Raw genomic sequence first — 25,336 nt, forward strand, 5'->3', positions numbered from 1 at the left:
ATTAAGCGGTCGCGTATTCTTTGACCGGGATTTTATTGAGTGCATCTACAAAGGCTTGAGCTGAAGCCAATACGATGTCTGTATGTGAAGAAAAGCCATAGTAAGGCTTATCTCCTTTGATTAATCTCATGTGAACTTTGGCCACATCATCACTTCCGTGGGTAATGGCTTGGATCAGGAATTCTTCCAGTTCTACAGCTGGCTTGGCAATTTTATCAATTGCTTTCAACACTGCATCCACTGGGCCATTTCCATGCGCAGTAGAAGTATGAGATTCGTCTCCGATTTTCATTTCTACCTGAGCTTGAATAGTTCCATTGGATGAATAGGTAACTTTTCCCAATTCTATGAAATTTGAATCAGTCACAAATTTACCCACCAAGCCCATCAGATCTTTACGACCGATATCACGCTTGCTATCTGCCAAAATCAAGAACTCTTCGTAAACTTCACGAAGTGCTTCCCCTTCCAATTCCACTCCCAAAGCATCCAAGTGATGCTTTAAGGCAGCTCTTCCAGATCTTGCCGTCAGCACGATAGTGGACTCACCTACTCCGACATCTTTGGGATCGATGATCTCGTAATTTTCTCTATGCTTCAACACGCCATCTTGGTGAATTCCTGATGAATGCGCAAATGCATTTCTACCTACAATAGCCTTATTTGGCTGAACTGGCATGTTCATCAATTTGGAAATTAGACGACTGGTATTGTAAATTCTTGGCGTGACAATATCAGTATGAACTGGAATAGACTTGTGACATTTGATCGCCATCACTACTTCTTCCAGAGAGGTATTTCCAGCACGTTCACCTATGCCGTTGATGGTTACTTCCACCTGACGGGCACCATGCTGTACTCCGGCTACAGTATTTGCAGTAGCCATTCCTAGGTCATTGTGACAATGTGTAGCAATAATAGCTTTGTCAATGTTTGGCACATTATTCTTCAAACTTGCGATAATAGCACCGTATTGCTCTGGAAGGGTATATCCCGTAGTATCAGGAATATTCACTACTGTCGCTCCTGCCTTGATCACTTCCTCAATAATCTTATTCAGAAAGTCTGCTTCTGCACGACCTGCGTCTTCAGCGTAAAACTCAACGTCATCCACAAATCGTCTAGCAAACTTCACTGCAGCTACACCCCGAGCAATAATATCCTCGGGAGTGGAGCGCAGTTTGTATTGAATATGATAAGGTGAAACACCAATTCCAGTATGAATACGACCTTTTTTTGCGAATTTGAGGGATTGAGCCGCTACTTCAATATCTTTTTCTACAGCTCTGGAGAGGGCGCAGATAATCGGGTTAGAAACTGCCTTTGAAATCTCGAGTACAGAATTGAAATCTCCTGGACTAGAAATTGGAAAGCCGGCTTCGATAATATCTACACCTAGTTCTTCCAGCGCTTTTGCTACCACAATTTTCTCCTGGGTATTCAGCTGACACCCGGGTACTTGCTCCCCGTCTCTCAGGGTAGTGTCAAATATCCATAGCTTCTCACTCATAATTCTTGGGGTTTTTGTGTTAATTATTTTCTGGTCTCAACTGACGGACGACAGCACCTGCCTGCCACATTTCAGAATCTCTCAATTCTTTCAATTCAGCTTCCAATTTCACTCTGTAATCTTCTTTTGAATTAGAGTCGATTGACTTCTGAGCCTCTTGACCAGTTTTTACACTGTTATATAATTCTTCGAAAACTGGCTTAGTAGCATCTCTGAAAGGCTTCCACCAGTCAAGTGCGCCTCTTTGTGCAGTTGTAGAGCAGTTGGCATACATCCAATCCATTCCGTTTTCAGCTACCAATGGCATCAATGATTGAGTCAATTCTTCCACTGTTTCATTGAAAGCTTCAGATGGAGAGTGACCATTCGATCTAAGCACCTCATACTGTGCAGCGAAAATTCCCTGAATAGCACCCATCAAGGTGCCTCTTTCGCCAGTCAAATCGGAAGTTACTTCACGGTAGAAATCTGTTTCAAACAGATAGCCTGACCCAACTCCTATACCTAGTGCAACAACACGATCATAAGCTCTGCCAGTTCCATCCTGATAGATTGCATAAGATGAGTTCAACCCTCTACCTTCTACAAACATTCTTCTCAAGGAAGTACCAGAACCTTTAGGAGCTACCAAGATCACATCTACGTCAGCTGGAGGAATGATACCTGTTTTTTCTTTGTATGTCACACCGAACCCGTGAGAGAAATAAAGTGCTTTACCTGGAGTAAGATGCTTTTTTACTGTTGGCCAAAGAGCAATCTGACCTGCATCGGAAAGAAGGAACTGAAGGATAGTACCTTTTTCGCAAGCTTCTTCCAATTCGAAAAGTGTTTCGCCAGGAACCCAGCCATCAGCTACAGCTTTGTCCCAAGTTTTGGAGCCTTTACGCTGACCTACAATCACGTTGAAACCGTTGTCTTTCAAGTTAAGTGCCTGACCTGGACCTTGGACACCGTAACCCAATACTGCGATCACTTCGTCTTTGAGCACTTCTCTTGCTTTTTCCAGTGGAAATTCTTCCCTAGTTACTACGTTTTCTTCTGTTGAGCCGAATTTTAATTTCATCTGTTTTTTATTTATTACTAGTGTTTAATAGGTTCCTGCGGAAGCCTTTTTTTGGTTTATTATTATTTGACAAAACTGTCAATGGTTAACATTCTTTTTGCGACAGCTACCCTGCCAGATCTAGCAAATTCCAGAAGACCATAGCCTTTGAGAATTTCTAATAGTTCTTGTGTTTGTTCCTTATGACCTGTCAGTTCCAGAACCACAAAATCAGGTTCTGCAGCTATAATCTTGGCATTGTGCTGACGGATTATTTTCTCCAAGCCTCCATCTAGTCGTGAAACCGGAATTTTATACAAAGCAATTTCCTGATACACCACGCTTTCATCTTCATGATAAAAAGCCTTAATCACATCGATAATCTTCTCAATCTGATTGACCAGCTGAATGACAGTATCCTCTGAAGCTGTCACCTCGATGGTGATCCTATGGATTCCTTCCAACCGGCTTTCCGAGGCTGTGAGGGCATCGATATTGATACCTCTACGGGTAAAAATAATGGTAATGCGATTTAGAATACCGATGAAGTTTTCGGTAATAACGAATATGGTATATCGTTTCATTTGTTTGAATTAGCTAAGTCTAACCTCTTCCACTGAACAGCCAGTGGCAATCATTGGGAATACATTATCTTCTTTTTCCACTACCACCTCGAGGAAATAAGGTCCATCGTGAATCAACATATCTTCGATAGCTTCCTGCAAATCACCTCGTTCGGTGACTTTTTGCGCTTGGATATTATATGCTTCAGCTATTTTGATGAAATCCGGATTGTCAAGTTCGGTAAATGAATAGCGTTTGTCAAAAAACATTTGCTGCCATTGCCTTACCATGCCTAAGAAATTGTTGTTAAGCAGGACAATCTTCACAGGAGCTTTGGTCTGCATGATAGTTCCTAGTTCCTGAATAGTCATCTGAATCCCACCATCTCCTACTACACATACTACCTGTCTGGAGAAGTCATACATCTGGGCTCCCAATGCTGCAGGAAGAGCAAAACCCATCGTCCCTAAGCCACCGGAAGTGACTTGAGTTCTTGGCTTTTTGTAATTAAAATACCTCCATGCAATCATTTGATGCTGACCTACGTCAGTCACTAATATCGCATCATCAGCTTTGTACTGGTTGACCCGATGGATGACTTCTCCCATGGTCAAACCATTTTTGGTTGGCATTAAATCTGGCTGAATGACTGTAGCATTTTCTTCATCAGCAAGCTTTTGAAATTTAGCCATCCACTCTGGATAGGAATTCTCTTTAACTGCTTGAGTCAATAATTCTAAACTATCCTTACAACTTCCTAAAACCGCTACTTCACATTTCACATTTTTATTGATCTCTGCTGGGTCAAGTTCCAAATGAATCACTTTGGCTTGCTTGGCATAACGCTTCAAATCTCCCGTCACCCGGTCATCAAATCTCATCCCTACAGCGATCAAAACATCACATTGGTTTGTCAAAAGATTTGGCGCATAATTTCCATGCATCCCGAGTTTACCAACATAATTTGGATGATCCTCAGATAATGCTCCTGAGCCCAGCAATGTGCAGGCTGCTGGGATTCCTGATTTTTCCAAGAATGCTTTTAATTCAGCCTCCGCTTGTCCCAATACGACACCTTGACCAAAAAGAACATAAGGTCGCTTAGCCATATTGATAAGAAATGCAGCTTCTTGAATAGCAGTTTTTTCTATTGGAATGTGCGTCCTATAAGATCTGAATCCTAAACATGGCTCATAATTAAACTCACCAAAGTTTGTCTGTGCATCTTTAGTAATATCAATCAAAACTGGCCCTGGCCTTCCTGATTTAGCTATATAAAAGCCTTTCGCAATGGCTGGAGCAATATCTTCCACTCTTCTGACCTGGATATTCCACTTGGTACCTGGCATAGAAATGCCCACTACGTCAGTTTCCTGAAAAGCATCTGTTCCCAAAAGATGTGAAGCGACTTGTCCTGTGATGCAAACCAAAGGAGTGCTATCGATTTGGGCATCGGCCAGACCAGTAATCAAATTGGTAGCACCTGGACCAGAAGTAGCAATACAGACACCTACTTTACCAGAGACGCGTGCGTAGCCTTGAGCAGCATGGATCGCACCTTGCTCATGGCGTGTAAGTACATGTCTCAACTGATCATGATAATCATGCAATGCGTCGTAAACGGGCATTATTGCTCCTCCGGGATACCCGAAGATTATTTCCGCATTCTCAGCAATGAGTGATCTAACCACGATGTCAGCTCCTCTTATCATTGAATCCTTCATGGGCTTAGAATTTGTCTGTTACGCAACCTTCGGATGCGGTAGATACTAGTTTGTTGTATTTCTTTAATGTCCCTTGCAATTCAGGCATCTCTTTCTGCTTCCAGGATTTTTTCCTTTCAGCTAGTTCTTCATCAGATACTGCTACTGTAAGTTTTAACCCATCAGCATCGATGGTAATTACATCTCCATTCTGCACAAGTCCTATAGGGCCACCAGACCAAGCCTCGGGAGTCACGTGTCCTACGACAAAACCGTGAGTACCTCCAGAGAATCTTCCGTCTGTGATTAACGCCACATCCGAACCTAATCCAGCTCCGATAATCATAGAAGTAGGCTTGAGCATTTCCGGCATACCGGGACCTCCTTTTGGACCAATATTTCTGATGACGAGTACTTCACCTTTTTGCACTTTATGATCGCGGATCGCATCATTTGCCTCTTGCTCCGAATCAAATACGTGAGCAGGGCCAGTAAATGAACTTCCTTCTTTACCTGTGATTTTAGCTACGGCTCCTTCTGGTGCCAAATTCCCATCAAGAATGCATAAATGGCCCGTTGCTTTGATAGGAGTCTCTAGTGGGTGAATCACATTGACCATAGAAACGGTCACTGGCTCAATATCTCTTAGATTTTCTTCCAAAGTTTGACCTGTCACAGTCATGCAATCTCCGTGAAGGAATCCATTTTGAAGCATATATTTCATAAATGCCGGAACTCCACCTTGCTCATGAAGATCTTCCATCATGAATTTACCTGAAGGCTTGAAGTCACCAATCATTGGTGTTTTAGCGTTGATCGCTTTGAAGTCATTTATAGTAAAATCTACTCCGGCAGTTCTAGCAATTGCAATGATGTGCATCACCGCATTAGTGCTTCCACCTAATGCAATCGCAACTGTAACAGCATTTTCTATACTTTTTCTGGTGACGATATCACTTGGTTTGATGTCTTTTTCCAACAAAACTTTCATGTACTTATTGACATCACGGCATTCCTGAAGTTTCTCGGGAGAATTTGCAGGATTAGAGGCAGAATACGGCAACGACATGCCCAATGCTTCAATCGCTGAAGACATGGTATTTGCAGTATACATTCCTCCACAAGCACCAGCGCCTGGACATGCATTACGAATTACACCATCGTAATCTTCGTCCGAAATATTTCCATTTACTCTTTTTCCAAATGCTTCAAAAGCTGAAACAATATTCAACTTTTCCCCTTTATAATTACCTGAAGCTATCGTGCCCCCATAGACCATAATAGAAGGTCGATTAATACGAAGCATTCCCATGACAGCACCGGGCATATTTTTATCACAACCAGCAACTGCCACACAGGCATCGAATGAGTGACCTAATATAAAAGACTCAATAGAATCTGCAATTATCTCTCTGGAAACCAATGAATAACGCATTCCAAGCGTACCCATAGACGTTCCGTCAGAAATCCCAATGGTATTAAAAACCAAACCGGTCAGATCTTGATCCTGGGAGGATTCTTTGATCAGACCGGCAAAGTCATTTAGATGCATGTTGCAGGGATTGCTCTCATAACCACAACTGGCTATCCCTACAAAAGGCTGTTTCATTTTCTTATCACTCATTCCAGTGGCATACAACATTGCCATTCCTGCTGGATGCTCAGGATTATCGCTTATTTCCCAACTGTGTTTTTTCAGGGTCATATTCATGGGGTATAAAAAAAGTGCCTCAGGTTAGTGAGGCACTTCAGATTTTTTTTTATTTCATTATAAAGAATAGTCTAGTGCCTCACATTTAGAATCCAATGAGAATAATTAAGCTTAGCAAAATGACTACTTTATACATACTGTTTTTCAAAATTATCTCCGGCTCTCAGCCGAAGTACTAGACAAACTTAAAACCGAATTTTCAGACTTACAATATTTAATTTTACATTTTTAAACTTACTCATATAAAAAATGTATGTTAAATTAATTTTTTCAAAATAAAAATCTTATAAACCCGTCATTTACCCCTGTTTTTCAGCAAATGATTTGTTGAAATTTTCGATTCTCAAAATTTTGTACTGATTTCAATTTTATTCAATTTTAATCAAAAATTATTCTCTTTTTTTTAATAAGAAAAATGATATACCATATTTACTTCAATAAATACTAGATTTTTTACCGAATTCTCAATTTGGAAAAGCTTCGCTTCCCCTGCTTTTTGTTTTATTTTTGACCAAACAACAAATCCAATGATTTCATTTCCAAACGCTAAGATCAACTTAGGACTTCATATCACTGCCAAAAGAAAAGATGGATACCATGATATTGAGAGTTGCATGATCCCGATTCCACTGAATGACGCCTTGGAAATGATCGTAAGTACCAAAAAAACAACATTTGAAAGTACAGGGCTAGAAATCCCCGGAAATTCCAATGACAATCTAATTCTAAAAGCCTATCAGCTTTTGAAAAAAGACTTCCCAAACTTACCGCACCTGAACATCCACTTGCACAAACATATTCCGATGGGTGCTGGATTGGGTGGTGGCTCTGCCGACGCAGCATTCGCATTGAGTTTGATGAATAATTTATTCGATCTGATTTTGGATGATTTCTTTTTGGAAGAATATGCTGCGCAACTTGGAAGCGACTGCGCATTTTTCATTGAAAATACACCTAAAATCTCCAGAGGAAGAGGTGAGCTCTTGGAACCGGTGGATTTGGACTTGGGTGGCACTCATTTGATTTTGATAAACCCGGGGATTCACATAGGAACCAAAGAAGCTTATGAGGGAGTGACTCCAACTGCGCCAAAAGTAAAGTTGGAGGAAGTTTTGACCGATAAAAGGAGATGGAAAGGTGAACTTGTAAATGACTTCGAGGCCAGCATTTTCCCAAATCATCCTGAGATCGCAGGTATAAAAGAAAAGCTTTACGAACATGGAGCTTATTATGCTGCAATGTCTGGGTCCGGCTCTTCGGTCTTTGGGTTGTTTGAGGAGAAACCGGAAAACATGGACTGGAACGAGAGCTATTTTAAATTTGAGGCACGAATTTAAAATGCTTAAAATAAATGACTTAGCCACATTGTAAAACAATAATTGGTTATTTATATTTGTAATTCATAAATATAAAATACAATGGCAACTTTCACTAGTACACTTCCAGACGACCTGCTCCAACGACTCGCTGATTATGCTAAAAAGCTTTCTCTGCCAAAGAATAAATTGATGGAAAATGCGCTCAACCTCTATCTCGATCATCTAAAAAGAGCTGAATATATCAAATCCTACAGACAAGCTGCTCAGGATGATGATATACTTATGGTCGCTGAAGAAGGAATGGATTACTATCTAAAGCAGATCGAAGATGAGGCAGGGTGAAATCTGGATGTCTGATCTCAATTCTGTAATAGGTTCTGAGCAAGCAGGAAGAAGGCCGGTGGTGATCCTTAGCGGAAATCTGATGAATAAATTTCTGCAAGTGGTGATCACCGCTCCGCTAACTTCGAAAATCAAAAACTATCAGGGAAACCCAATTTTGAAACCATCAACTAGCAATGGTCTGAAACTGGAATCTGAACTGATGGTTTTTCATATCAGATCAATTTCAAAGGATAGATTGACCGAAAAAGTGGGAGAAATATCCAATGATGAGTTGAAAATGGCACTTGCTACTTTACAGGACATTACAACTCTTTAAGTGTTCACCCCAACGGTCTTACTGGCTTCCGCCTTTTATTTATATAATTTAAGACTGGGTAAGTAAGAACCGAAACCAGAATAATCCCAGTACCCAAATAAAACTGTGGAGTCATTTTTTCGCTTTCCCCAAAAATCAAAACAGCTAGAATAATACCGTAAACAGGTTCTAAGTTAACAGTCAGATTGATTGAAAAAACTGAAAGTCTCTTCATCAATTCCACCGAAACGGAAAAAGCATACACCGTACATATCCCTCCAAGGATAAACAGCCAAAACCAATCGTATCCAATCCAAGCAAGTTGTAGACCTTCTTCGGTCATGAAATTGGAATAGATTGGCATAAATAAAATAGTGAAGAGACAGGCCCCGGCCATTTCATAAAAAGTGATTTGATATGGATTGTACTTATGCGCAAGTTTCCCATTCAATACTGAGAAAACGGCAGCAAGAAAAGATGACCCCAGTGCCATACTTAGTCCTAGCCAATATCCTGATTCGAAACTGAAAATCACCAATAGCCCGCAAATCACCATTAACCCCAGTCCTACTTCGTACCATTTGATCTTTGTACGATTGAACAATGGCTCCACGAAAGCTGTCCAAAGTGAGGTCGTTGCCATTCCTGCGAGACAAACCGAAGCTGTAGAAACTCTGGCAGACCAAAAAAACAATATCCAATGCATCGCAATTACAAACCCAACCCCAGTAACTCTGATCATAGAAGGGAATGGCATAAGAAGATTTTTCTTTTTCAATAGAAAAAGCCCAGCTACTCCCACGGATGCAATCAAAGTCCTATAAAACACCAGTTCTATCGCAGGCAAACTAATAAGCAGTCCCAGAATAGCGGTAAATCCCCAGATCAGTACGATGAAATGAAGCATCAAGTAATCCTTGATTGTTGAATTCATCTAGCGAGGGACAGTTTTATAAAGTAAAAGGCCAGTAACAGCAAAAATGATATTGGGTAGCCAAACTGCAAAAATCGGATAGGTAGCTCCATTTTCAGCGAATGTCCTAGCGAGAATAAACAGTATGATGTAAATAAATGCTAATAGAAAACCCATAGCAATCTGAAATCCAGAACCACCTCTAGTTTTCTTTGCAGACATGATCACCCCAATAAAAGTTAAAATTATAGCCGCGAAAGGCGACATAAAACGAACATAGCGCTCGATTTTATAAAAACCTACATTGTCAGCTCCCCGTGCTTCTAGAACTTTAATCTGCTTCCCCAATTCAGGAAGCTTAAGCGTCTCATGATGATTTGGAGGTAGATCAAAATCCTCAGGCCGGATGGAAAGCATGGTATCGAGCTCTTCGCCAACCGTATATTCTTCTGTTCTACCTTTAAGTTTGCGTAGCCTCCAGTTGTTTATAGTCCAAACATTCTTGGCAGTGTCCCATTCTATATTATCAGCAGTGAGCTTTGCTAAAAGCTCTCCGTCTTTTATGGTTTCCAAAGTAAAAGAATATCCTATTAATGAAGTATTATAGAAGCGACTGATGTATGCATAAGATTCTTCGCCTACTTTAATATGAATATTTGCTTCTGAGGTCGTTTTCTCCTTTTCCAAATAATTAATGCGGAATTCAGTAACACCAGCAGTAGCTCCTGGCAGAACCCAACCATTCAGTAAAAAACTAGCTCCACCTATCATACTTGCTGCAAATAGAAATGGCCGAAGCATTCTCATAAAACTTACTCCACTGCTCAGAATTGCAATAATCTCCGTTCTTCCAGCCATTTTGGAAGTAATGAAAATAACTGAAATAAATACGGTGATCGGTGTGAGGAGATTATTCAGATACAAGCCGTAATTGGCCATGTATTTGAAAATTTCTCTTGAAGGAACATCATTCCTAATGTAGGTGTCGTTCTTTTCGGTGAAATCCAAAACCAAAACCACCAGAACCAACATCACCACTACGAAAAAGTAGGTCTTGAGAAAATCCTTGATGATGAGCTTGTCTAGTAATTTCATAATTAGAGTCTGGTACTCACTTTTTTTACCATTTGATCTTTCCAAACGGCAAAATCACCTGCAAGGATATGTTCTCTAGCTTGGCCAACTAGCCAAAGATAAAAACTTAGGTTATGGATACTGGCAATCTGTGCAGCCAAAATCTCCTTACTGACTGTCAAATGCCTCAAGTAAGCTTTAGAATAGAATGTACTGACGTAGCCGCCGATAGCTGGATCGATAGCACTAAAGTCTTCCTTCCATTTTTCATTACGAATATTGATGAATCCTTCGGAAGTGAAAAGCATACCATTTCTAGCATTACGGGTTGGCATCACACAATCAAACATATCAACTCCGAGAGCAATACACTCCAAAATATTTGCTGGAGTTCCTACGCCCATTAAGTAACGTGGTTTATCCTGAGGCAAAATATCAGTGACCAGTTCGGTCATCTCGTACATCATTTCGGCAGGCTCGCCTACCGATAGGCCACCAATTGCATTTCCTTGTTGATTGGTAGAAGCTATGAATTCCGCACTTTGCTTACGCAAATCCTTATAAACAGAACCTTGAACAATAGGAAAAAGCGTCTGATTGTATCCGTATTTTCCTTCAGTTGCATCAAATTGATTAATACAACGCGTCAACCAACGATGAGTCATCTCCATGGAATTTCTCGCGTATCCATATTCGCATGGGTAAGGAGTGCATTCATCAAAGGCCATAATAATGTCAGCACCAATAGTCCGCTGAATATCCATGACATTTTCTGGTGTAAAATGATGCTTCGAGCCGTCGATGTGAGACTTAAACATCACACCATCTTCCTTTATTTTGCGGGTGCCGGACAGCGAAAAAACCTGATATCCTCCACTATCCGTCAAGATAGGTTTCTCCCATCCGTTAAATTTGTGGAGCCCACCAGCCTTTTCAAGCACATCGAGCCCTGGCCTCAAATACAAATGATAAGTATTCCCAAGAATGATTTGAGCCTTGATATCCTGATCCAACTCCCGCTGATGAACAGCTTTTACGGAACCTGCCGTGCCTACGGGCATAAAAATCGGTGTCTGAATATCACCATGATCAGTTTTAACTACACCTGCTCTGGCTTTACTCTTGGAATCTTGTTGGGCTAAAGTAAACTTCATATCGCTAATGGGTTGCTGTTGAGACATTCTACACCTTGTCTCTTTCAGCCTACAAAAATATACGCTTATTCTTAAATGGTTTGCTGAATTTGATTTTATATTTGCTCAGCAAAAGCGACCTATGGGCCTATTTTTACTTTGGTTTTTCTTCGGTGTTGGAATCCTTATCCAAGCAGTTTACCTATTGGTTATTTTCGGAAAATCAGCATTTTATGTGGGTAGCAAATCCCAATCTAATTCTGAAAATGAGGAAGGGGTTACGGTTGTAATTTGTGCTCATAATGAATTTTCAAATCTTAAAGTTCTAATCCCTAAGCTTTTCGAGCAAGATTACCCAGCATTTGATGTAATGATCGTCAACGATCGATCCAACGACAGGACTAAACGCTTGCTGGAGCAAATGATGGAAATTTATCCCAAGCTTCGATCGGTCACTATCAAATACACACCGACTCATGTCACTTCCAAAAAGTATGCACTGACACTAGGTATTAAAGTCGCTAAAAATGACGTTATACTTCTGACCGATGCAGATTGCGTCCCAGAAACAAATCAATGGATCAGAAAGATGACAGCTCCAGTGCGAAATCAAGACAAAACATTTGCTATTGGGTTCTCTAGGTATGAGCAAAAGCCTGGTTTTTTAAATAACTGGATTCAGTTTGAAACCTTGCTGACTGGTTTATACTATCTGTCTTTTGGCCTGTGGAAAAGACCTTTCATGGGAATCGGTAGGAACTTATGCTATCGCAAGGATTTTTTTATGGAAGTAAAGGCTTTCAAAGGTCTTTGGCATATTGAGGGTGGAGACGATGATCTTTTCTTAAACCAATATGCAAGCGGTGGAAATACGGCAATTGTGTTGGATCCTGAAGCAAACACGATTTCCAAACCAAAAGAAACGCGCAAAGAGTACCTCATTCAGAAAAAAAGGCACCTGCATGTGGGTAAATATTATCGTGGCGAAGACAAGAGAAAGATTGGATTATACTCCTTTTCACATGCATTATTCTGGCTTGGGGGGATAGGATTGCTTATTTATTTCGGTTTAGCCCAAAGCTGGGAACATTTTTCAGCTGTTTTCGGTATTATCCTATTAAGATCTATTCTCGTAACGCTGATTTTCAAGGCAGCTGAGAAAAAGATTCAAGGTACTAAACCACCGAAAAATATCTGGATGCTAGATTTCTTGTATTTAGGTTATTTTTGGATTTTAGGGACAATATCCCATCAGGCAAAAGACATCCAATGGAAATAAATGAACGCGGTTTTTCTAAGAAAGCACTTGAAGATTTTGAGTTAATTGATCAGGCTGTTGATCATAAAGATCAGCAAGCATACGCCTCCTTGATGAAGCGCTACAAAAAGGCCGTTTATTACATGATCCTGAAAATGATCCGTGATGCTGACGATGCTGAGGATCTGACGATGGAGGCTTTTGCGAAAGCATTCAAAAACCTACATCGCTTTAAAAAAGATTATACTTTTTCCACCTGGCTTTTTAGAATTGCCACCAATAACACCATTGACTTTATCCGAAAAAAGAAACTCAAAACCATGAGTTTGAACACGACGATGTCTGATGATGGGGGCAATTCGGTGACCATCGATGTGGAAGATGATGACAACAACCCGCAAGATGAATTCATCCGTACACAGCGAATCGAAATGGTGAGAATCTTCGTGGACAAGCTTCCTGCGAAATATAGAAAGCTAGTCCAGCTTCGGTATTTCGATGAGCTTTCTTACGAAGAAATTGCGCAGGAACTTGAAAAACCATTGGGAACTGTGAAGGCACAACTTCACCGCTCCAGAGAACTACTTTACGAAATTGCCGCGGGCAAAGAAAAACATATTTGATGAATTCTGGCAATCAGCTTATCCAGTCCTATTTTCCTGACCTTACCGAGACTCAGCTTGCCCAATTCGACAAGCTTCAAGCTCTTTATGAAGATTGGAATTCTAAAATCAATGTAATTTCACGTAAGGACATGGAGCAATTCTACGTACATCATGTACTGCATTCTCTAGGGATCTTGAAAGTGATGCCCTTCGAGCCAGGGTCTAAGATTTTGGATATTGGTACGGGAGGTGGATTTCCTGGGATTCCGCTGGCGATTATGTTTCCAGAGACGCATTTTCACTTGGTGGATTCCATTGGGAAAAAGATCACTGTTGTAAAGGACGTGGTGAAGCAGCTCAAACTCACTAATGTGGAAGCACAGCAAGCAAGAGCTGAACAGTTGATCAGGAAATATGATTTTGTGATCAGCCGGGCAGTTACTCGCATGGTTAACTTTTATCCTTGGGTGAAAAACAAAATCCGCAAGGAAGATATCAATGAATACCCTAATGGCATTCTTTACCTGAAAGGTGGGGAAGTTGATGAAGAAATGGAGGAGTTAGGAAAATCTTATGTGGTATATCACTTAGAAGACTACTTCAAGGAAGAATTTTTTGAGACCAAAAAGGTGATTTACATGCCTTGGGAGGATAAGAGGTAGAAATTTAGAATTTCTTTGGGTTCTGTTTAACATGTCTAATTCTCAATATTTGGAGTTGCTCAGGTGTGATTTTATAATAGATGCGTACACTAAATCTTTCGAAAGCTCTGAATTCCCCTCCATTATTTAATTTAAACTTATCTGAAGGAAATCTCTTTGGATGTAAAGGTAAACCTTCAATTTCTGTAATGATTTCAGACTCTATTCTCTCAGCTTGAATTATAGAATCTTGGGCAATCCATTCTAAAAAATCTGACAGTTGTTTTACCGCCACATTACTCCAAACGATTTTCATCGCCAGCTTTGAACTTTTTTTGTAGCAGAATTATGATCTAGGTACTCTCCCCTTTCCATCTCAGACACTGCATTTTCCAGATCTTTATTATATTCTTCAATTGAAACCGCATCGTTTAGGATTAAATGAAAAGAGCTTTCAAGCTTCTGAATTGCCTTCTCATCCATTTCGACAATCTTTTCAATCATCTTCAATTTCCTAGTTTGTAAATCCATGATGTATAAATTATCCCTAATAAATCTAACGAAATAAAATTGGAAAAGAATGCCGCACTTCTCTCAGAGTTAGCCTTGCTCTCCCTATAAATAGAATAATATTATTACAATTCTCCGACAATTACCCCCTCTCGACTTTCCTCCTTTCGGAGATTAGCCCTAATTTGAAGTCTCAATTCCCCAAGCTGTATGTATTTAATTTTTGATACCGAAACCACCGGTCTTCCCCGCGATTATAATGCTCCCATGTCCGATGTGGACAACTGGCCACGGCTAGTCCAACTCGCATGGCAACTGCATGATGCTAAGGGAAACCTGATTTCGAATCACAATTACATCATCCGACCTGAAGGATTTACTATTCCCTACAATGCGGAAAAAGTACATGGGATATCCACGAAACGTGCTTTGGCCGAAGGCCACGACCTGAAGCAGATTCTTGGAATATTCGAAGGCGATGTGAAGCAAGCCAAATACTTGGTTGGTCACAATGTGGAGTTTGATGTTAATGTCACTGGTTCGGAATATTACCGAGCGGAAGCAACTATGCCGCTGACGGCAAAGCAGCTGGACACCAAAGACATTTCCACGGATTTCTGTGCACTTCCCGGAGGTCGGGGAGGTAAATACAAGTGGCCAACACTTACTGAATTACACCAAAAGCTTTTTGGGAAAGGCTTCGGTGATGCCCACGATGCAGCTTACGATGTGGACGCTACCGCTCGATGTTTCTTTGGGTTAATTACCCAGGGAGTCCAAGCGCCAGAGTCCGGAATCTCTATTTCTGAAGTTATCTACGAAGCTCCAAAACTGGAGGAAGCGAACTTTGCGCAAGCAAAAGATGCTCAAAAAACCGCTGCAAAAGATGTACTGAAGCAAGCTGGAAAAGCGGATATCTCAGATCTTACTGACATTCCATTCACCCATCTGCATGTGCATAGCCAGTACTCCGTACTTCAGGCCACCTGCGAGATTCCGGCTATGATTGCTCGCGCAAAAGAGTTGGGAATGCCAGCCATTGCGATGACTGATCACGGAAATATGATGGGTGCTTTTCACTTCGTAAAAGAAGCCTTAGCAAAAGAAATCAAACCGATTTTAGGTTGTGAATTCAATCTTTGCCGCGACAGAAAAAACAAAGCAAATAAGGATGACGGCTACCAAACTGTCCTTTTGGCAAAGAATAAAGCGGGGTATCATAACCTAGCAAAACTGGCTTCCTATGCCAATATCGAAGGTTTTTACTACTTACCAAGAATTGATAAAGAGCTTTTAGTGGAATATAAAGGAGACCTCATCGCTACAACTGGTGGCCTTTGGGGTGAGATTCCATTTCTGATTCTGAACGTCGGTGAAACGCAAGCGGAGGAAGCTTTTGTCTGGTGGAAAGAACAGTTTGGAGAAGACTTCTATGTGGAGCTCAATCGACATGGAATTCCTGAAGAAGAGAAAGTGAATGAGGTGCTCTTGGAGTTTGCGAAGAAATATGACGTAAAGTATTTCGCAGCAAACAACTCTTACTACAGCGAAAAGTCAGATGCCAAAGCACATGATGTCCTGCTTTGTGTGAAAGACGGTGAGCTTTACGATAAACCAAAAAAGTACATCGGTAAGCGTGGACGTGAGTTTCGCTACGGTTTTCCAAACGATGAATTCTACATCAAAACTCCCGTTGAGATGAAAAAGCTCTTCGCGGATTTGCCTGAAGCCATCGAGTGTACCAATGAGATTACCGAGAAAATCGAGACCTACAAATTAGCCAGAGAAGTTCTACTCCCAGCTTTTGAAATCCCTGATGAATTCAAGCATGCAGAAGATGAAGTTGATGGTGGAAAACGAGGAGAGAATGCATTTCTAAGACATTTGACCTACGAAGGAGCAAAAAAACGCTACCCAGTAATCACACCCGAAATCGAAGAACGCTTAGATTTTGAGTTGGCAACTATCCAGAATACCGGGTATCCAGGTTACTTCCTGATTGTACAGGATTTTATCGTAGAAGCGAGGAAAATGGGGGTTTCTGTAGGTCCAGGCCGTGGATCAGCGGCGGGATCGGCAGTAGCTTATTGCACAGGCATCACCAACATTGACCCAATCGCATACAATCTACTATTTGAGAGATTCCTAAACCCTGACCGGGTTTCACTTCCCGATATTGATATTGACTTTGACGATGAAGGTAGGGGCTCTGTGATCGACTATGTGATCAAAAAATACGGTTCCAATCAAGTTGCCCAAATTATCACCTATGGCACCATGGCCGCAAAGTCTGCTATCCGTGATACCGCACGCGTCTTAAACCTACCACTTCCTGAAGCTGGAAGACTTGCCGGCTTGGTACCGGATATTAAGCTAAAAGCATTATTTGGTTTAGCTGGAAATCGGGCTGCACTTTCGGACAAGCTAAAGGGGCAAGGTGAAATGATCGCCAAAGCAGACGAACTGATCCGGATTTCCAAAGGCCAAGATGATTCTGCAAAAACGATCAATCAGGCTACCATGCTGGAAGGTTCAGTTCGAAATCTTGGGATCCACGCCTGTGGTGTAATCATCACACCGGCCGATATAACGAATTATGTTCCCGTAGCTTTGGCGAAGGATTCTGACATGGTTTGTACGCAGTTTGACAACTCCGTGGTGGAATCTGCCGGCTTACTAAAAATGGACTTTTTGGGCCTTAAAACCCTGACGCTGATCAAAACCGCTGTTCGAATTGTAAAAGAACGTCACGGAATCGAGTTGGATGCGGATCACTTTCCAATTGACGATGCAAAGACTTACGAGCTTTTCCAACGGGGAGAAACAGTTGGCATCTTCCAATATGAATCTGCAGGCATGCAGAAGTACATGCGCGAGCTGAAGCCTACGGTTTTTGCGGATTTGATTGCCATGAACGCCTTGTATCGTCCAGGACCATTAGCTTACATTCCTTCTTTTATCAAAAGAAAGCATGGAACTGAAGCGATCGAATACGATCTGGATGACATGCAGGAATACTTGGAAGAAACGTATGGAATTACCGTTTACCAAGAGCAAGTGATGCTTTTGTCCCAAAAACTTGCTGGTTTCACTAAGGGTGAGGCGGATGTTTTGCGTAAGGCGATGGGTAAAAAGCAGAAGGATGTACTCGACAAAATGAAGCCAAAGTTTGTCGAACAAGCTTCTGCCAAGGGTCACGATGCCAAGAAACTTTCGAAGATTTGGACTGACTGGGAAGCTTTTGCATCCTATGCATTCAATAAGTCACACTCGACTTGCTATGCTTGGATCGCTTATCAAACAGCGTATCTAAAAGCTCATTATCCAGCAGAATACCTTGCCTCGGTACTGAGCAACAACATGAACGACATCACTCAGGTGACGTTTTTCATGGAGGAATGTAAGCGTGCCGGAATCCCAGTTTTAGGACCGGATGTGAATGAATCCAAAAATGGATTTACAGTAAACCAAGCTGGAGAGATCCGATTTGGCATGGCTGCAATCAAAGGCGCTGGCTCTGCCGCAGTGGATGCGATTATTGAAGAGCGGGAGAAAAACGGTCCGTATAAAAACATCTTTGACTTTGCGAAGCGGGTAAGTTCCAAGGCTCTGAATAAGAAAACGATGGAAGCGCTGGCAATGGCAGGTGGATTTGACTGCTTCCCACAGCACCATAGAAGACAATACTTGGAAGCAGCAGATGGAGATTTGAATTTAATTGAAAAAGCAACCAAATACGCCCAAAAAGTACAGCAGGAAGAGGAAAGCAACCAAGTAAGTTTATTTGGAGGGGGTGCTGGCAATATGGAAGTTCCCCTTCCTACGATTGCCCCAATGGAGCCATTTACCCAACTTCAGCAATTGAACATTGAGAAAGAAGTGGTTGGGCTATATATCTCCGGTCACCCTCTCGATCAATTCCGATTGGAAATTGAGTCTTTCACCAATGCCTCCTTGCCTGATCTAAATGATTTGGAAAGTCTAAGAAATCGATCAGATATCAAACTAGCAGGATCAGTTTCAACGTTTGCTCACCGAACTACAAAAAATGGAAAGCCCTTTGGTACCCTAACACTCGAAGATTATCAGGGAGCATTTACATTTTTCCTGTTTGGAGACGATTACGTGAAGTTCAAAGAATATTTTATGCCAGGCTGGTTTTTGTTCATCAGTGGAACGGTGGCAGGTAAGCGATGGGCGGAGAATGAGCTGGAATTCAAGATTAGTAGCATCACCTTGCTCGATGAGATCCGTGGAAAAATGGTAAAAGGTCTGCGTGTCAATATTAATCTGGACGATCTCACCCTTGATTTGATGGAGAAATTACAAGCCATCACCGAGAAATATAAGGGTGATGCCAAGCTTTACTTTGATGTGATTGACCGCAAGGAAAATATTGCACTGGAGCTTTTCTCTAAAAGATTCTCCATAGATCCAAGTGCTGATATGATCACTGAACTGAAGCAAATTCCGGAGGTGATGTATAAAGTTGTATAGTTTGTTTTCAGATTTACAATAAGACCAATTATCTTATCCCCGTTGCTTTACTTTACTGAAGACCGAAGTGGCTTCAAGAATATATGCAAAGGTGCTTCAAGCAATTTTTGGACAGTAGGTATTTGACATTCTAAAAAAATACGTTTTATAAATCATCGCTTTTGTCAATCAATCATTGACAAAAAAATTAAATCCCTCGGAACTTATTAATACGCTATTGGCTTTTGGTCATATATTTGAAATCCGAGAAATTTTAAACCAAACATACAATGTCAAAAGCAATAGAAATTACTGACGCAAACTTTGAAGAAATAATCAAATCTGAACAGCCAATCCTAGTGGATTTTTGGGCTGAGTGGTGCGGACCTTGTAAAATGATCGGTCCAGTAGTGGAAGAGCTAGCCGGAGATTATGATGGCAAAGCTGTCGTAGGTAAAGTAGACGTGGATGCAAATCCAGGTGTAGCGCAAGCATTCGGAATCAGATCTATCCCAACTCTGCTCTTCTTCAAAGGTGGAGAAATAGTAGATAAGCAAGTTGGAGCAGTTCCAAAATCTGTTTTATCTCAAAAACTTGATGCTCAACTTTAAGTAGTTGACTATATTACATTCAGAGCCGCAAGGAATTCCTTGCGGCTTTTTTTATCTTCAAACTTTATGGCCGAGCAGTTAATTACTTTAGATGAATTTTGGAGTTTGAGAGATCAATTTCCTGTGATCGATGCCCGTAGCGAAAAAGAATTTGATCAAAGCCATATCCCTGGCTCCATTAACATCCCAATTCTGAATAATACTGAGCGAATTCAGGTCGGCACACTTTATAAAGAAAGAGGCCCAGAAGAAGCGACCATCAAAGGGTTCGAATTAGTTGGGCCTAGATTCCATTTAATCATAAAAGACGCTCTCAAGCACTTTCCTGAGAAAAAAGTAATAATCTATTGCTGGCGTGGAGGGATGCGAAGTCATATTCTTGCTTGGCTATTGACCATGGTAGGTTTTGATATTTTTCGCCTCAAAGGTGGCTACAAAACTTACAGAACTTACAGTTTTGATTTAGTCAGAAAAGACTGGAATCTGATCGTTCTAGGAGGAAAAACAGGAACCGGGAAAACCAGATTACTGAAAAAACTTCAAGAAACTGGAGAGCAAATCATAGATTTGGAAGGCTTAGCCAATCATAAAGGATCTTCCTTTGGCGCTATTGGACAGCCTGCTCAACCCTCTGTGGAGCAGTTTGAAAATGAATTTGCCGAAACCTTACATAAGCTAGATCCAAAGAAATCCAGCTGGGTAGAAAATGAAAGTCGGAAAATTGGGCGCCTGATCCTCCCTGACAATTTTTACCATCAGATGCTTGGTTCACCAATGATCGATATATATAAAACCGAACAAGAACGAGTCAATTTGATTGTAGAAGAGTACGCAAGCTTACCTCAGGATGAGTTAATTCTTGCTGTTTTAAGGATCAAAAAGAGACTGGGGGGCTTACGAACTTCCCAAGCGATTCAAGCAATTATTGAAGGAAATCATGAAGACTGGATCTCAAATATGCTGATCTACTATGATAAGGCCTATAGCTTTGACATAGATAAGCATGCTGATGGAAAAACATTCCAGATAGACCTTTCTGGAATGGATGAAGGAACGGCAACAAAAACATTACTAGAAGCAAAATCTCAATTTCATGGAAAATACACCAACCCGACTGACTGAATGGAGTGAAGGTTCAGGCTGTGGCTGTAAAATCGCTCCAGCCATATTAGACCAAATACTAAGTTCAAGTGGCTCATTCACCCAATCTGACCCAAAGCTATTGGTGGGAAATTCGGGAAAGGATGATGCAGCAGTATATCAGGTTTCGGAGGATTTGGCTGTGATCAATACAGTGGACTTTTTCACTCCTATCGTCGATGATCCTTTTGACTTTGGCAGAATAGCCGCAGCTAATGCATTATCGGATGTCTATGCCATGGGAGGTAAACCGATTTTTGCAAATGCCATTCTCAGTTGGCCAGTTGAAAAACTTTCACCCGAACTTGCCTCTAAGGTAATGGAAGGGGCAAAATCCATTTGTAAAACTGCTGGAATTGAATTGGCCGGTGGACATTCCATTGCCGCAAAAGATCCAATTTTTGGTCTTTCAGTCAATGGCATTGTTCATCCACATAAAATCAAGAAGAATCAGGGTGCAAAGGCAGGAGACATCATTTACCTCACCAAACCACTTGGTGTGGGCGTATTGGCGACAGCACTAAAACGTCAAAAGATATCTGACAAAGATTATTTGAGCTTACTTGATACAGCCTGCAGATTGAATTCCATTGGAGAAATAATCGGCAATCACGAAGAGGTTCATGCCATGACGGATGTGACTGGATTCGGTCTACTTGGCCATTTGATAGAAATGTGTGAAGGCTCTGGGGTTTCCGCAGAAATCGATCTCTATAAGCTCCCAATGATTGAAGGTGTTCAAGAATATATTAATCAGTTTATTTTCCCTGACAATACTTATCGTAATTGGAATGCTTACAGCTCCAAAACAAAAGGAGTGGTTGGAATGGATTTGGTCAAACTATGTGACCCACAGACAAGCGGCGGGCTAATGATGGCTGTAAATCCTGAAAATCAAGCTCGGTTTGAAGAGGCAATGAAATTGCAAAATCAGGTTATTTGGGAAATAGGTCGCTTCACGGAAAAAAATGAGCAGATAGTTGAAGTTTTGCAGTAGCAAAAAGAAATCAAAACTTTAATTTGAGAAGCTAATTTTGATAATAACTTGGTTTTGAGAAAGTCCGAAAAATTGTTGTTTCACTCCCATTCTTTCATAATCATCATTCATCAAATAGGATAGCATATAGTCATCATTAATATAAAATGGCCTTTTAAAGATTACATTTTTACCTTGATAGTTTAGCGTCTGGTTGTGTTTTTTATCATAAAAGGTAAAGTTCTCAAATTCATCTTCTCCCCACCACAAAAAGAACAAGAACTTCTCATTTTCAATGAAATTCCCATTATGGTAAAATGGAACTTCTCTCATCAATCTCATTCTCATATCCATAAGTGGCAACTTTTTTATTTCATCAGAAACACTTTTATCGCCAAAATCAATCAAATACTTAGGATAAAAACCATCTTCACCCACTCTATAAATGGTATCATTAAATGATTTAGAAAATAATAGATCTTTACTCCCAAACAAAAAATCACCTCCCGTTATATTCTGGTCAGTTTTTGAGAAATCCAAAACACCTTGGTAGATAAATTCTTTTTTTTGAAGGTCCAATATTCCTCCTAAATAATCTAATTCCTTTCCTGAAAACTGCCCGTCGAAGTGAACTGCAATTAAATCCGGCGAAATAAACTGCAACGACTTTGCCTGGAAATTAATTGGTATTTCTTCAATAAAATTTCCATCAAGGAGAGAATAAATAATAATTTTTCTCTGGTTTTGATCCAAGACCGCCAACCTATTAGTTTCTGGAATTAAACTTATGTCAAAAGGTAATACATAATTTCCCAACCCATCACCCTGAGTTCCGATTACAAATTCAAATCCTCCATCATTGTTAAATTTGAGTACTCGTTTAGTTATCCTTTTATCTGAAATGATAAATCCATCTGGTACTTTCAAAATCCTTGAAATATCTCCTATGATGCAATCATCACAAAACTCTAACGGAATGAATGTAGTGTCGCTTATAAAGTCGACTGACTCAGTAAATTCCGTGTTCAATTTAATAGTTGAAAAATTATGATTTTCCGAATCGGAATTATCTGGCGCACAAGAAAAAATGATAAATCCTATTAGAACAAATAAAATATATTTTGACATGTTTTTAAGAATAAGAAAAGGCTAGAAGTATGAGATTCTAGCCTAATTGAAAATTACAAATTACCCGCCTATTACAGGTGGTTCAGGATCAGGATGCGACACGCAACAGATAGCTTCAGTCGCCTCATCACATGTTAATTCCTATCGGCCATTTGGACCCCCTAATTCTTGGTTTCCAGTAGAATAATGACCTTCGTTACAATCCGCAATAGATGGTGTTATGCTTAAAAAGCACATAAAAAACGAAAAAGGCAATACTGCCAAAAGAACTTTTCTCTTCATAATAAATAAACTTAGAATTGAACAATTATTTTTTCTAAGAAAGAAAGAAAGAAAGAAGCAAATTCTTAGTTCATTTTTTTTTAAAATTAAATCAATGGTGACACCCCACCAGAAACCATAAATTTCATCACATCAGAGCTTTTCACCCCTAATAGCGGAGTTACTTTATCTTTTGGCACCAAGAATACATTCCCAGAAACATTGTAGCTATGAGGGAAATAAACAGCAACCATATCAGGCTCACCCACAATAGCCATATCCTCTTGGGTAATAAATCCCAATCGAATTAACGTATCACTCAGCTGTACTTTGACAGGAGAAGAAAATTTCTTTTTGTCCCCGACAAAAGCTCCCATCAGATCCTTGATGCTTGTGTAGATCAGATTCACCAATGGAATCTTGATCAGTCCCCGCTCAAACCAATCAAAAATAGGTTTGGCAAAGAAAAGGCTGGCCAGATATCCTACAAAAGTAATCAACGCCAAAACCATCAAAATACCGATCCCAGGTAATGGTACCGGGATCAAGTTATCCAGAAAAAGGATTGTCTGATAAATGATGTAAAAGGTGACTGCTAAGGGAGTCACAAATAACATTCCCCGAAGGAAATAAGAAAGAATACGCTTGTATGTAAATGTCATGACTGTAAAATGAAAATCCTGATTATTACTCAATAATAATCAGGATTTGTGCTTGAAGATATTTAATGTCTGATTTTCTCTCAGATTAATCCGGTAAGATTTTCACTTTAACGCTTTTGTAATAGATCACAGACTTTGGATCATGCGCTTGAAGAGCAATGGTACCATGATCAACTTTCTTTGTACCTAGATCACCTTTACGGTTTTCATCCTTAGATTGATCATAGACATTGACAGTTTCGCCATTGATCTTTACTGTCACAATATCACCTTGCACGATGATATGCTCAGTGTACCATTCTCCATCTTCCACATAGACATCTCTTACGTCTTGGAAAGAATACACACTGCCCGTCTTTCTCCAGTCACCATGACTTTGATTGACTTGAATCTCATAGCCAACATTTGGCCAGCCGTCTTCTTGGTATTGGGTATGGATAAAAATGCCTGAATTAGCTCCAGGCATGGTTTTCACTTCAGCAATTACTTCAAAGTTATTGAAATCATGATTTGCTACATCTCCATTGTAAAAAGCGTGTCCACGTGGTCCAGCTACTTTAATCACGCCATCTTCCACTTGAAAAGATTGTGAGTTTTCAGAGATCTTCCAGCCGTCTAGATTTTCACCATTGAATAATTCGATCCATTCTCCGCTTTGTGCGGCAGCCGAAAATGTAAGTGCTATAAAGCAGCAAAATGCTAATAGGGTTTTCATAAGAGTCAGGGTTATTGAATAGTAAATTAAAGGTAAAAGTTACGAGCTATTAGACAAAATCAAATACCACTAAAAACAAAAGCTCCGAGATTGTATCCCGGAGCTTTCGAATATTTTTATAAAAGGCTGATTACAAATCAATCCCCATAAAGGACATAAATGCGATTCCCATCAAACCTGTCAAAAGCATAGTGATACCAAGTCCTTTCAAACCATTTGGAACATGGGAATATTTTAATTTCTCACGAATAGCAGCCAGAGCTACAATGGCAAGACAGAATCCAGTTCCAGACCCGAAGCCATAAACCGTGGATTCAGCAAGTGTGTAATCCCTTTGAGCCATGAATAGGGAACCTCCTAGGATCGCACAGTTTACGGCGATCAACGGAAGGAAAATACCCAAGGCACCGTAAAGAGCTGGAGCAAATTTCTCAACCACCATTTCCACCAATTGTACCATCGCTGCGATAATCGCAATAAACATGATGAATCTTAAGAATGAGAGATCTATGTCTGCTAATCCTGCATTTACCCAAGATAAAGCACCTTCTTTCAGTACATACTCATTTAATAACCAGTTCACCGGAACAGTCACTGTCAATACAAATATTACTGCTGCGCCAAGACCGATAGCTGTAGTTACTTTTTTGGAAACTGCCAAAAAAGAACACATACCAAGGAAGTAAGCGAAAATCATATTGTCGATAAAAATCGACCGAATACCTAAGTTAAATAAATCCATTT

General features: G+C 40.4%; 24 protein-coding genes. 10 read left to right on the plus strand and 14 right to left on the minus strand.

All coding sequences use genetic code 11. The annotated features are described in order from the left end of the window. Nucleotide 1: 1 nt before the first annotated feature. From ACPUEN_RS12190 to ilvD, 5 genes are all read right to left on the minus strand, one after another. Complete coding sequence (locus ACPUEN_RS12190) at nucleotides 2-1,510, minus strand: 2-isopropylmalate synthase (RefSeq protein WP_425636169.1); 1,509 nt, start codon at nucleotides 1,508-1,510, stop codon at nucleotides 2-4. Nucleotides 1,511-1,529: 19 nt separating this feature from the next. Continuing rightward, on the minus strand, nucleotides 1,530-2,573 hold the full coding sequence (gene ilvC / locus ACPUEN_RS12195; RefSeq protein WP_425636171.1) for a ketol-acid reductoisomerase: 1,044 nt from the start codon (nucleotides 2,571-2,573) through the stop codon (nucleotides 1,530-1,532). Nucleotides 2,574-2,635: 62 nt separating this feature from the next. Beyond that, a complete protein-coding gene (gene ilvN / locus ACPUEN_RS12200; RefSeq protein WP_057939693.1) occupies nucleotides 2,636-3,136 on the minus strand; it encodes an acetolactate synthase small subunit in 501 nt (166 codons plus the stop codon). Between the two features lie 9 nt (nucleotides 3,137-3,145). After that, nucleotides 3,146-4,840: a biosynthetic-type acetolactate synthase large subunit gene (gene ilvB, locus ACPUEN_RS12205; RefSeq protein WP_425636174.1), complete on the minus strand. Its 1,695-nt coding sequence runs from the start codon at nucleotides 4,838-4,840 to the stop codon at nucleotides 3,146-3,148. Between the two features lie 4 nt (nucleotides 4,841-4,844). Continuing rightward, nucleotides 4,845-6,524: a dihydroxy-acid dehydratase gene (gene ilvD, locus ACPUEN_RS12210; protein ID WP_425636176.1), complete on the minus strand. Its 1,680-nt coding sequence runs from the start codon at nucleotides 6,522-6,524 to the stop codon at nucleotides 4,845-4,847. A gap of 533 nt (nucleotides 6,525-7,057) precedes the next feature. Between ilvD and ispE the strand changes: the two genes are divergently transcribed. The 3 genes from ispE to ACPUEN_RS12225 all read left to right on the plus strand — a co-directional run bounded on the left by ispE (nucleotide 7,058) and on the right by ACPUEN_RS12225 (nucleotide 8,510). Then, nucleotides 7,058-7,867: a 4-(cytidine 5'-diphospho)-2-C-methyl-D-erythritol kinase gene (gene ispE, locus ACPUEN_RS12215; protein WP_425636178.1), complete on the plus strand. Its 810-nt coding sequence runs from the start codon at nucleotides 7,058-7,060 to the stop codon at nucleotides 7,865-7,867. Nucleotides 7,868-7,948: 81 nt separating this feature from the next. Continuing rightward, nucleotides 7,949-8,191 (plus strand): ribbon-helix-helix domain-containing protein, encoded by a 243-nt coding sequence (locus ACPUEN_RS12220; RefSeq protein ID WP_425636180.1) that lies wholly within the window; start codon nucleotides 7,949-7,951, stop codon nucleotides 8,189-8,191. Then, nucleotides 8,178-8,510: a type II toxin-antitoxin system PemK/MazF family toxin gene (locus ACPUEN_RS12225; protein ID WP_425636182.1), complete on the plus strand. Its 333-nt coding sequence runs from the start codon at nucleotides 8,178-8,180 to the stop codon at nucleotides 8,508-8,510. The genes ACPUEN_RS12220 and ACPUEN_RS12225 overlap by 14 nt, the downstream gene beginning before the upstream one ends. Before the next feature lie 4 nt (nucleotides 8,511-8,514). Here the strand turns inward: ACPUEN_RS12225 and ACPUEN_RS12230 are convergent, their stop codons facing one another. From ACPUEN_RS12230 to tgt, 3 genes are read right to left on the minus strand one after another with little or no spacing between them, the layout of a single operon-like run. Next, complete coding sequence (locus ACPUEN_RS12230; protein ID WP_425636184.1) at nucleotides 8,515-9,423, minus strand: DMT family transporter; 909 nt, start codon at nucleotides 9,421-9,423, stop codon at nucleotides 8,515-8,517. Next, nucleotides 9,424-10,497 carry an LptF/LptG family permease gene (locus ACPUEN_RS12235; RefSeq protein ID WP_425636186.1) on the minus strand — a complete coding sequence of 358 codons (1,074 nt, stop codon included), beginning with the start codon at nucleotides 10,495-10,497 and terminating at the stop codon, nucleotides 9,424-9,426. 2 nt (nucleotides 10,498-10,499) lie between these two features. Further along, nucleotides 10,500-11,630 carry a tRNA guanosine(34) transglycosylase Tgt gene (gene tgt / locus ACPUEN_RS12240; protein WP_425636188.1) on the minus strand — a complete coding sequence of 377 codons (1,131 nt, stop codon included), beginning with the start codon at nucleotides 11,628-11,630 and terminating at the stop codon, nucleotides 10,500-10,502. Between the two features lie 121 nt (nucleotides 11,631-11,751). On the opposite strand from tgt, the gene ACPUEN_RS12245 reads away from it, so the two are divergent. The 3 genes from ACPUEN_RS12245 to rsmG are packed head-to-tail and all read left to right on the plus strand — an operon-like array spanning nucleotide 11,752 to nucleotide 14,134. Beyond that, nucleotides 11,752-12,888 (plus strand): glycosyltransferase, encoded by a 1,137-nt coding sequence (locus ACPUEN_RS12245; RefSeq protein ID WP_425636190.1) that lies wholly within the window; start codon nucleotides 11,752-11,754, stop codon nucleotides 12,886-12,888. After that, complete coding sequence (locus ACPUEN_RS12250) at nucleotides 12,879-13,490, plus strand: RNA polymerase sigma factor (RefSeq protein ID WP_425636192.1); 612 nt, start codon at nucleotides 12,879-12,881, stop codon at nucleotides 13,488-13,490. The genes ACPUEN_RS12245 and ACPUEN_RS12250 overlap by 10 nt, the downstream gene beginning before the upstream one ends. Continuing rightward, entirely contained in the window at nucleotides 13,490-14,134 is a 645-nt protein-coding gene (rsmG, locus tag ACPUEN_RS12255; protein ID WP_425636194.1) for a 16S rRNA (guanine(527)-N(7))-methyltransferase RsmG, read from the plus strand. Before ACPUEN_RS12250 ends, rsmG begins: the two co-directional genes overlap by 1 nt. Nucleotides 14,135-14,138: 4 nt before the next feature. On the opposite strand, the gene ACPUEN_RS12260 is transcribed toward rsmG, so the two are convergent. Together ACPUEN_RS12260 and ACPUEN_RS12265 are read right to left on the minus strand one after the other, a co-directional pair. Next, nucleotides 14,139-14,429, minus strand: a complete 291-nt coding sequence (locus tag ACPUEN_RS12260; RefSeq protein ID WP_425636196.1) for a type II toxin-antitoxin system RelE/ParE family toxin — start codon at nucleotides 14,427-14,429, stop codon at nucleotides 14,139-14,141. Next, nucleotides 14,426-14,644 (minus strand): hypothetical protein, encoded by a 219-nt coding sequence (locus tag ACPUEN_RS12265; protein ID WP_425636198.1) that lies wholly within the window; start codon nucleotides 14,642-14,644, stop codon nucleotides 14,426-14,428. Before ACPUEN_RS12265 ends, ACPUEN_RS12260 begins: the two co-directional genes overlap by 4 nt. Before the next feature lie 189 nt (nucleotides 14,645-14,833). Here ACPUEN_RS12265 and dnaE point away from each other — a divergent pair, with 189 nt between their 5' ends. The 4 genes from dnaE to selD all read left to right on the plus strand — a co-directional run bounded on the left by dnaE (nucleotide 14,834) and on the right by selD (nucleotide 21,847). Beyond that, on the plus strand, nucleotides 14,834-19,120 hold the full coding sequence (gene dnaE, locus ACPUEN_RS12270; RefSeq protein WP_425636200.1) for a DNA polymerase III subunit alpha: 4,287 nt from the start codon (nucleotides 14,834-14,836) through the stop codon (nucleotides 19,118-19,120). Between the two features lie 269 nt (nucleotides 19,121-19,389). Further along, entirely contained in the window at nucleotides 19,390-19,710 is a 321-nt protein-coding gene (trxA, locus tag ACPUEN_RS12275; RefSeq protein ID WP_111612532.1) for a thioredoxin, read from the plus strand. A 66-nt stretch (nucleotides 19,711-19,776) separates the two neighbouring features. Further along, a complete protein-coding gene (gene mnmH / locus ACPUEN_RS12280) occupies nucleotides 19,777-20,832 on the plus strand; it encodes a tRNA 2-selenouridine(34) synthase MnmH (RefSeq protein ID WP_425636202.1) in 1,056 nt (351 codons plus the stop codon). Continuing rightward, the gene (gene selD / locus ACPUEN_RS12285; protein WP_425636204.1) at nucleotides 20,804-21,847 is read left to right on the plus strand and encodes a selenide, water dikinase SelD; all 1,044 of its coding nucleotides are present in this window, start codon (nucleotides 20,804-20,806) and stop codon (nucleotides 21,845-21,847) included. Before mnmH ends, selD begins: the two co-directional genes overlap by 29 nt. An 18-nt stretch (nucleotides 21,848-21,865) precedes the next feature. On the opposite strand, the gene ACPUEN_RS12290 is transcribed toward selD, so the two are convergent. The 4 genes from ACPUEN_RS12290 to nqrE form a co-directional block, all read right to left on the minus strand. Continuing rightward, a complete protein-coding gene (locus ACPUEN_RS12290; RefSeq protein WP_425636208.1) occupies nucleotides 21,866-22,954 on the minus strand; it encodes a 6-bladed beta-propeller in 1,089 nt (362 codons plus the stop codon). Nucleotides 22,955-23,322: 368 nt separating this feature from the next. Further along, nucleotides 23,323-23,877: a DUF502 domain-containing protein gene (locus tag ACPUEN_RS12295; RefSeq protein WP_425640194.1), complete on the minus strand. Its 555-nt coding sequence runs from the start codon at nucleotides 23,875-23,877 to the stop codon at nucleotides 23,323-23,325. Nucleotides 23,878-23,962: 85 nt separating this feature from the next. Then, nucleotides 23,963-24,592, minus strand: coding sequence for a 3-keto-disaccharide hydrolase (locus ACPUEN_RS12300; protein ID WP_425636209.1), 630 nt, complete (start codon nucleotides 24,590-24,592; stop codon nucleotides 23,963-23,965). A 130-nt stretch (nucleotides 24,593-24,722) separates the two neighbouring features. Next, complete coding sequence (gene nqrE, locus ACPUEN_RS12305; protein ID WP_111612527.1) at nucleotides 24,723-25,334, minus strand: NADH:ubiquinone reductase (Na(+)-transporting) subunit E; 612 nt, start codon at nucleotides 25,332-25,334, stop codon at nucleotides 24,723-24,725. Between the last annotated feature and the right edge of the window lie 2 nt (nucleotides 25,335-25,336).

The organism is Algoriphagus yeomjeoni (genome assembly GCF_049821175.1).
Lineage (GTDB): Bacteria > Bacteroidota > Bacteroidia > Cytophagales > Cyclobacteriaceae > Algoriphagus > Algoriphagus yeomjeoni_A.

What these genes read in the sequence shown, in the direction of transcription:
- ACPUEN_RS12190 (WP_425636169.1), bottom strand. Translation starts at nt 1,510, where the DNA reads ATGAGTGAGAAGCTATGGATATTTGACACTACCCTGAGAGACGGGGAG.
- ilvC (WP_425636171.1), bottom strand. Translation starts at nt 2,573, where the DNA reads ATGAAATTAAAATTCGGCTCAACAGAAGAAAACGTAGTAACTAGGGAA.
- ilvN (WP_057939693.1), bottom strand. Translation starts at nt 3,136, where the DNA reads ATGAAACGATATACCATATTCGTTATTACCGAAAACTTCATCGGTATT.
- ilvB (WP_425636174.1), bottom strand. Translation starts at nt 4,840, where the DNA reads ATGAAGGATTCAATGATAAGAGGAGCTGACATCGTGGTTAGATCACTC.
- ilvD (WP_425636176.1), bottom strand. Translation starts at nt 6,524, where the DNA reads ATGACCCTGAAAAAACACAGTTGGGAAATAAGCGATAATCCTGAGCAT.
- ispE (WP_425636178.1), top strand. Translation starts at nt 7,058, where the DNA reads ATGATTTCATTTCCAAACGCTAAGATCAACTTAGGACTTCATATCACT.
- ACPUEN_RS12220 (WP_425636180.1), top strand. Translation starts at nt 7,949, where the DNA reads ATGGCAACTTTCACTAGTACACTTCCAGACGACCTGCTCCAACGACTC.
- ACPUEN_RS12225 (WP_425636182.1), top strand. Translation starts at nt 8,178, where the DNA reads ATGAGGCAGGGTGAAATCTGGATGTCTGATCTCAATTCTGTAATAGGT.
- ACPUEN_RS12230 (WP_425636184.1), bottom strand. Translation starts at nt 9,423, where the DNA reads ATGAATTCAACAATCAAGGATTACTTGATGCTTCATTTCATCGTACTG.
- ACPUEN_RS12235 (WP_425636186.1), bottom strand. Translation starts at nt 10,497, where the DNA reads ATGAAATTACTAGACAAGCTCATCATCAAGGATTTTCTCAAGACCTAC.
- tgt (WP_425636188.1), bottom strand. Translation starts at nt 11,630, where the DNA reads ATGAAGTTTACTTTAGCCCAACAAGATTCCAAGAGTAAAGCCAGAGCA.
- ACPUEN_RS12245 (WP_425636190.1), top strand. Translation starts at nt 11,752, where the DNA reads ATGGGCCTATTTTTACTTTGGTTTTTCTTCGGTGTTGGAATCCTTATC.
- ACPUEN_RS12250 (WP_425636192.1), top strand. Translation starts at nt 12,879, where the DNA reads ATGGAAATAAATGAACGCGGTTTTTCTAAGAAAGCACTTGAAGATTTT.
- rsmG (WP_425636194.1), top strand. Translation starts at nt 13,490, where the DNA reads ATGAATTCTGGCAATCAGCTTATCCAGTCCTATTTTCCTGACCTTACC.
- ACPUEN_RS12260 (WP_425636196.1), bottom strand. Translation starts at nt 14,429, where the DNA reads ATGAAAATCGTTTGGAGTAATGTGGCGGTAAAACAACTGTCAGATTTT.
- ACPUEN_RS12265 (WP_425636198.1), bottom strand. Translation starts at nt 14,644, where the DNA reads ATGGATTTACAAACTAGGAAATTGAAGATGATTGAAAAGATTGTCGAA.
- dnaE (WP_425636200.1), top strand. Translation starts at nt 14,834, where the DNA reads ATGTATTTAATTTTTGATACCGAAACCACCGGTCTTCCCCGCGATTAT.
- trxA (WP_111612532.1), top strand. Translation starts at nt 19,390, where the DNA reads ATGTCAAAAGCAATAGAAATTACTGACGCAAACTTTGAAGAAATAATC.
- mnmH (WP_425636202.1), top strand. Translation starts at nt 19,777, where the DNA reads ATGGCCGAGCAGTTAATTACTTTAGATGAATTTTGGAGTTTGAGAGAT.
- selD (WP_425636204.1), top strand. Translation starts at nt 20,804, where the DNA reads ATGGAAAATACACCAACCCGACTGACTGAATGGAGTGAAGGTTCAGGC.
- ACPUEN_RS12290 (WP_425636208.1), bottom strand. Translation starts at nt 22,954, where the DNA reads ATGTCAAAATATATTTTATTTGTTCTAATAGGATTTATCATTTTTTCT.
- ACPUEN_RS12295 (WP_425640194.1), bottom strand. Translation starts at nt 23,877, where the DNA reads ATGACATTTACATACAAGCGTATTCTTTCTTATTTCCTTCGGGGAATG.
- ACPUEN_RS12300 (WP_425636209.1), bottom strand. Translation starts at nt 24,592, where the DNA reads ATGAAAACCCTATTAGCATTTTGCTGCTTTATAGCACTTACATTTTCG.
- nqrE (WP_111612527.1), bottom strand. Translation starts at nt 25,334, where the DNA reads ATGGATTTATTTAACTTAGGTATTCGGTCGATTTTTATCGACAATATG.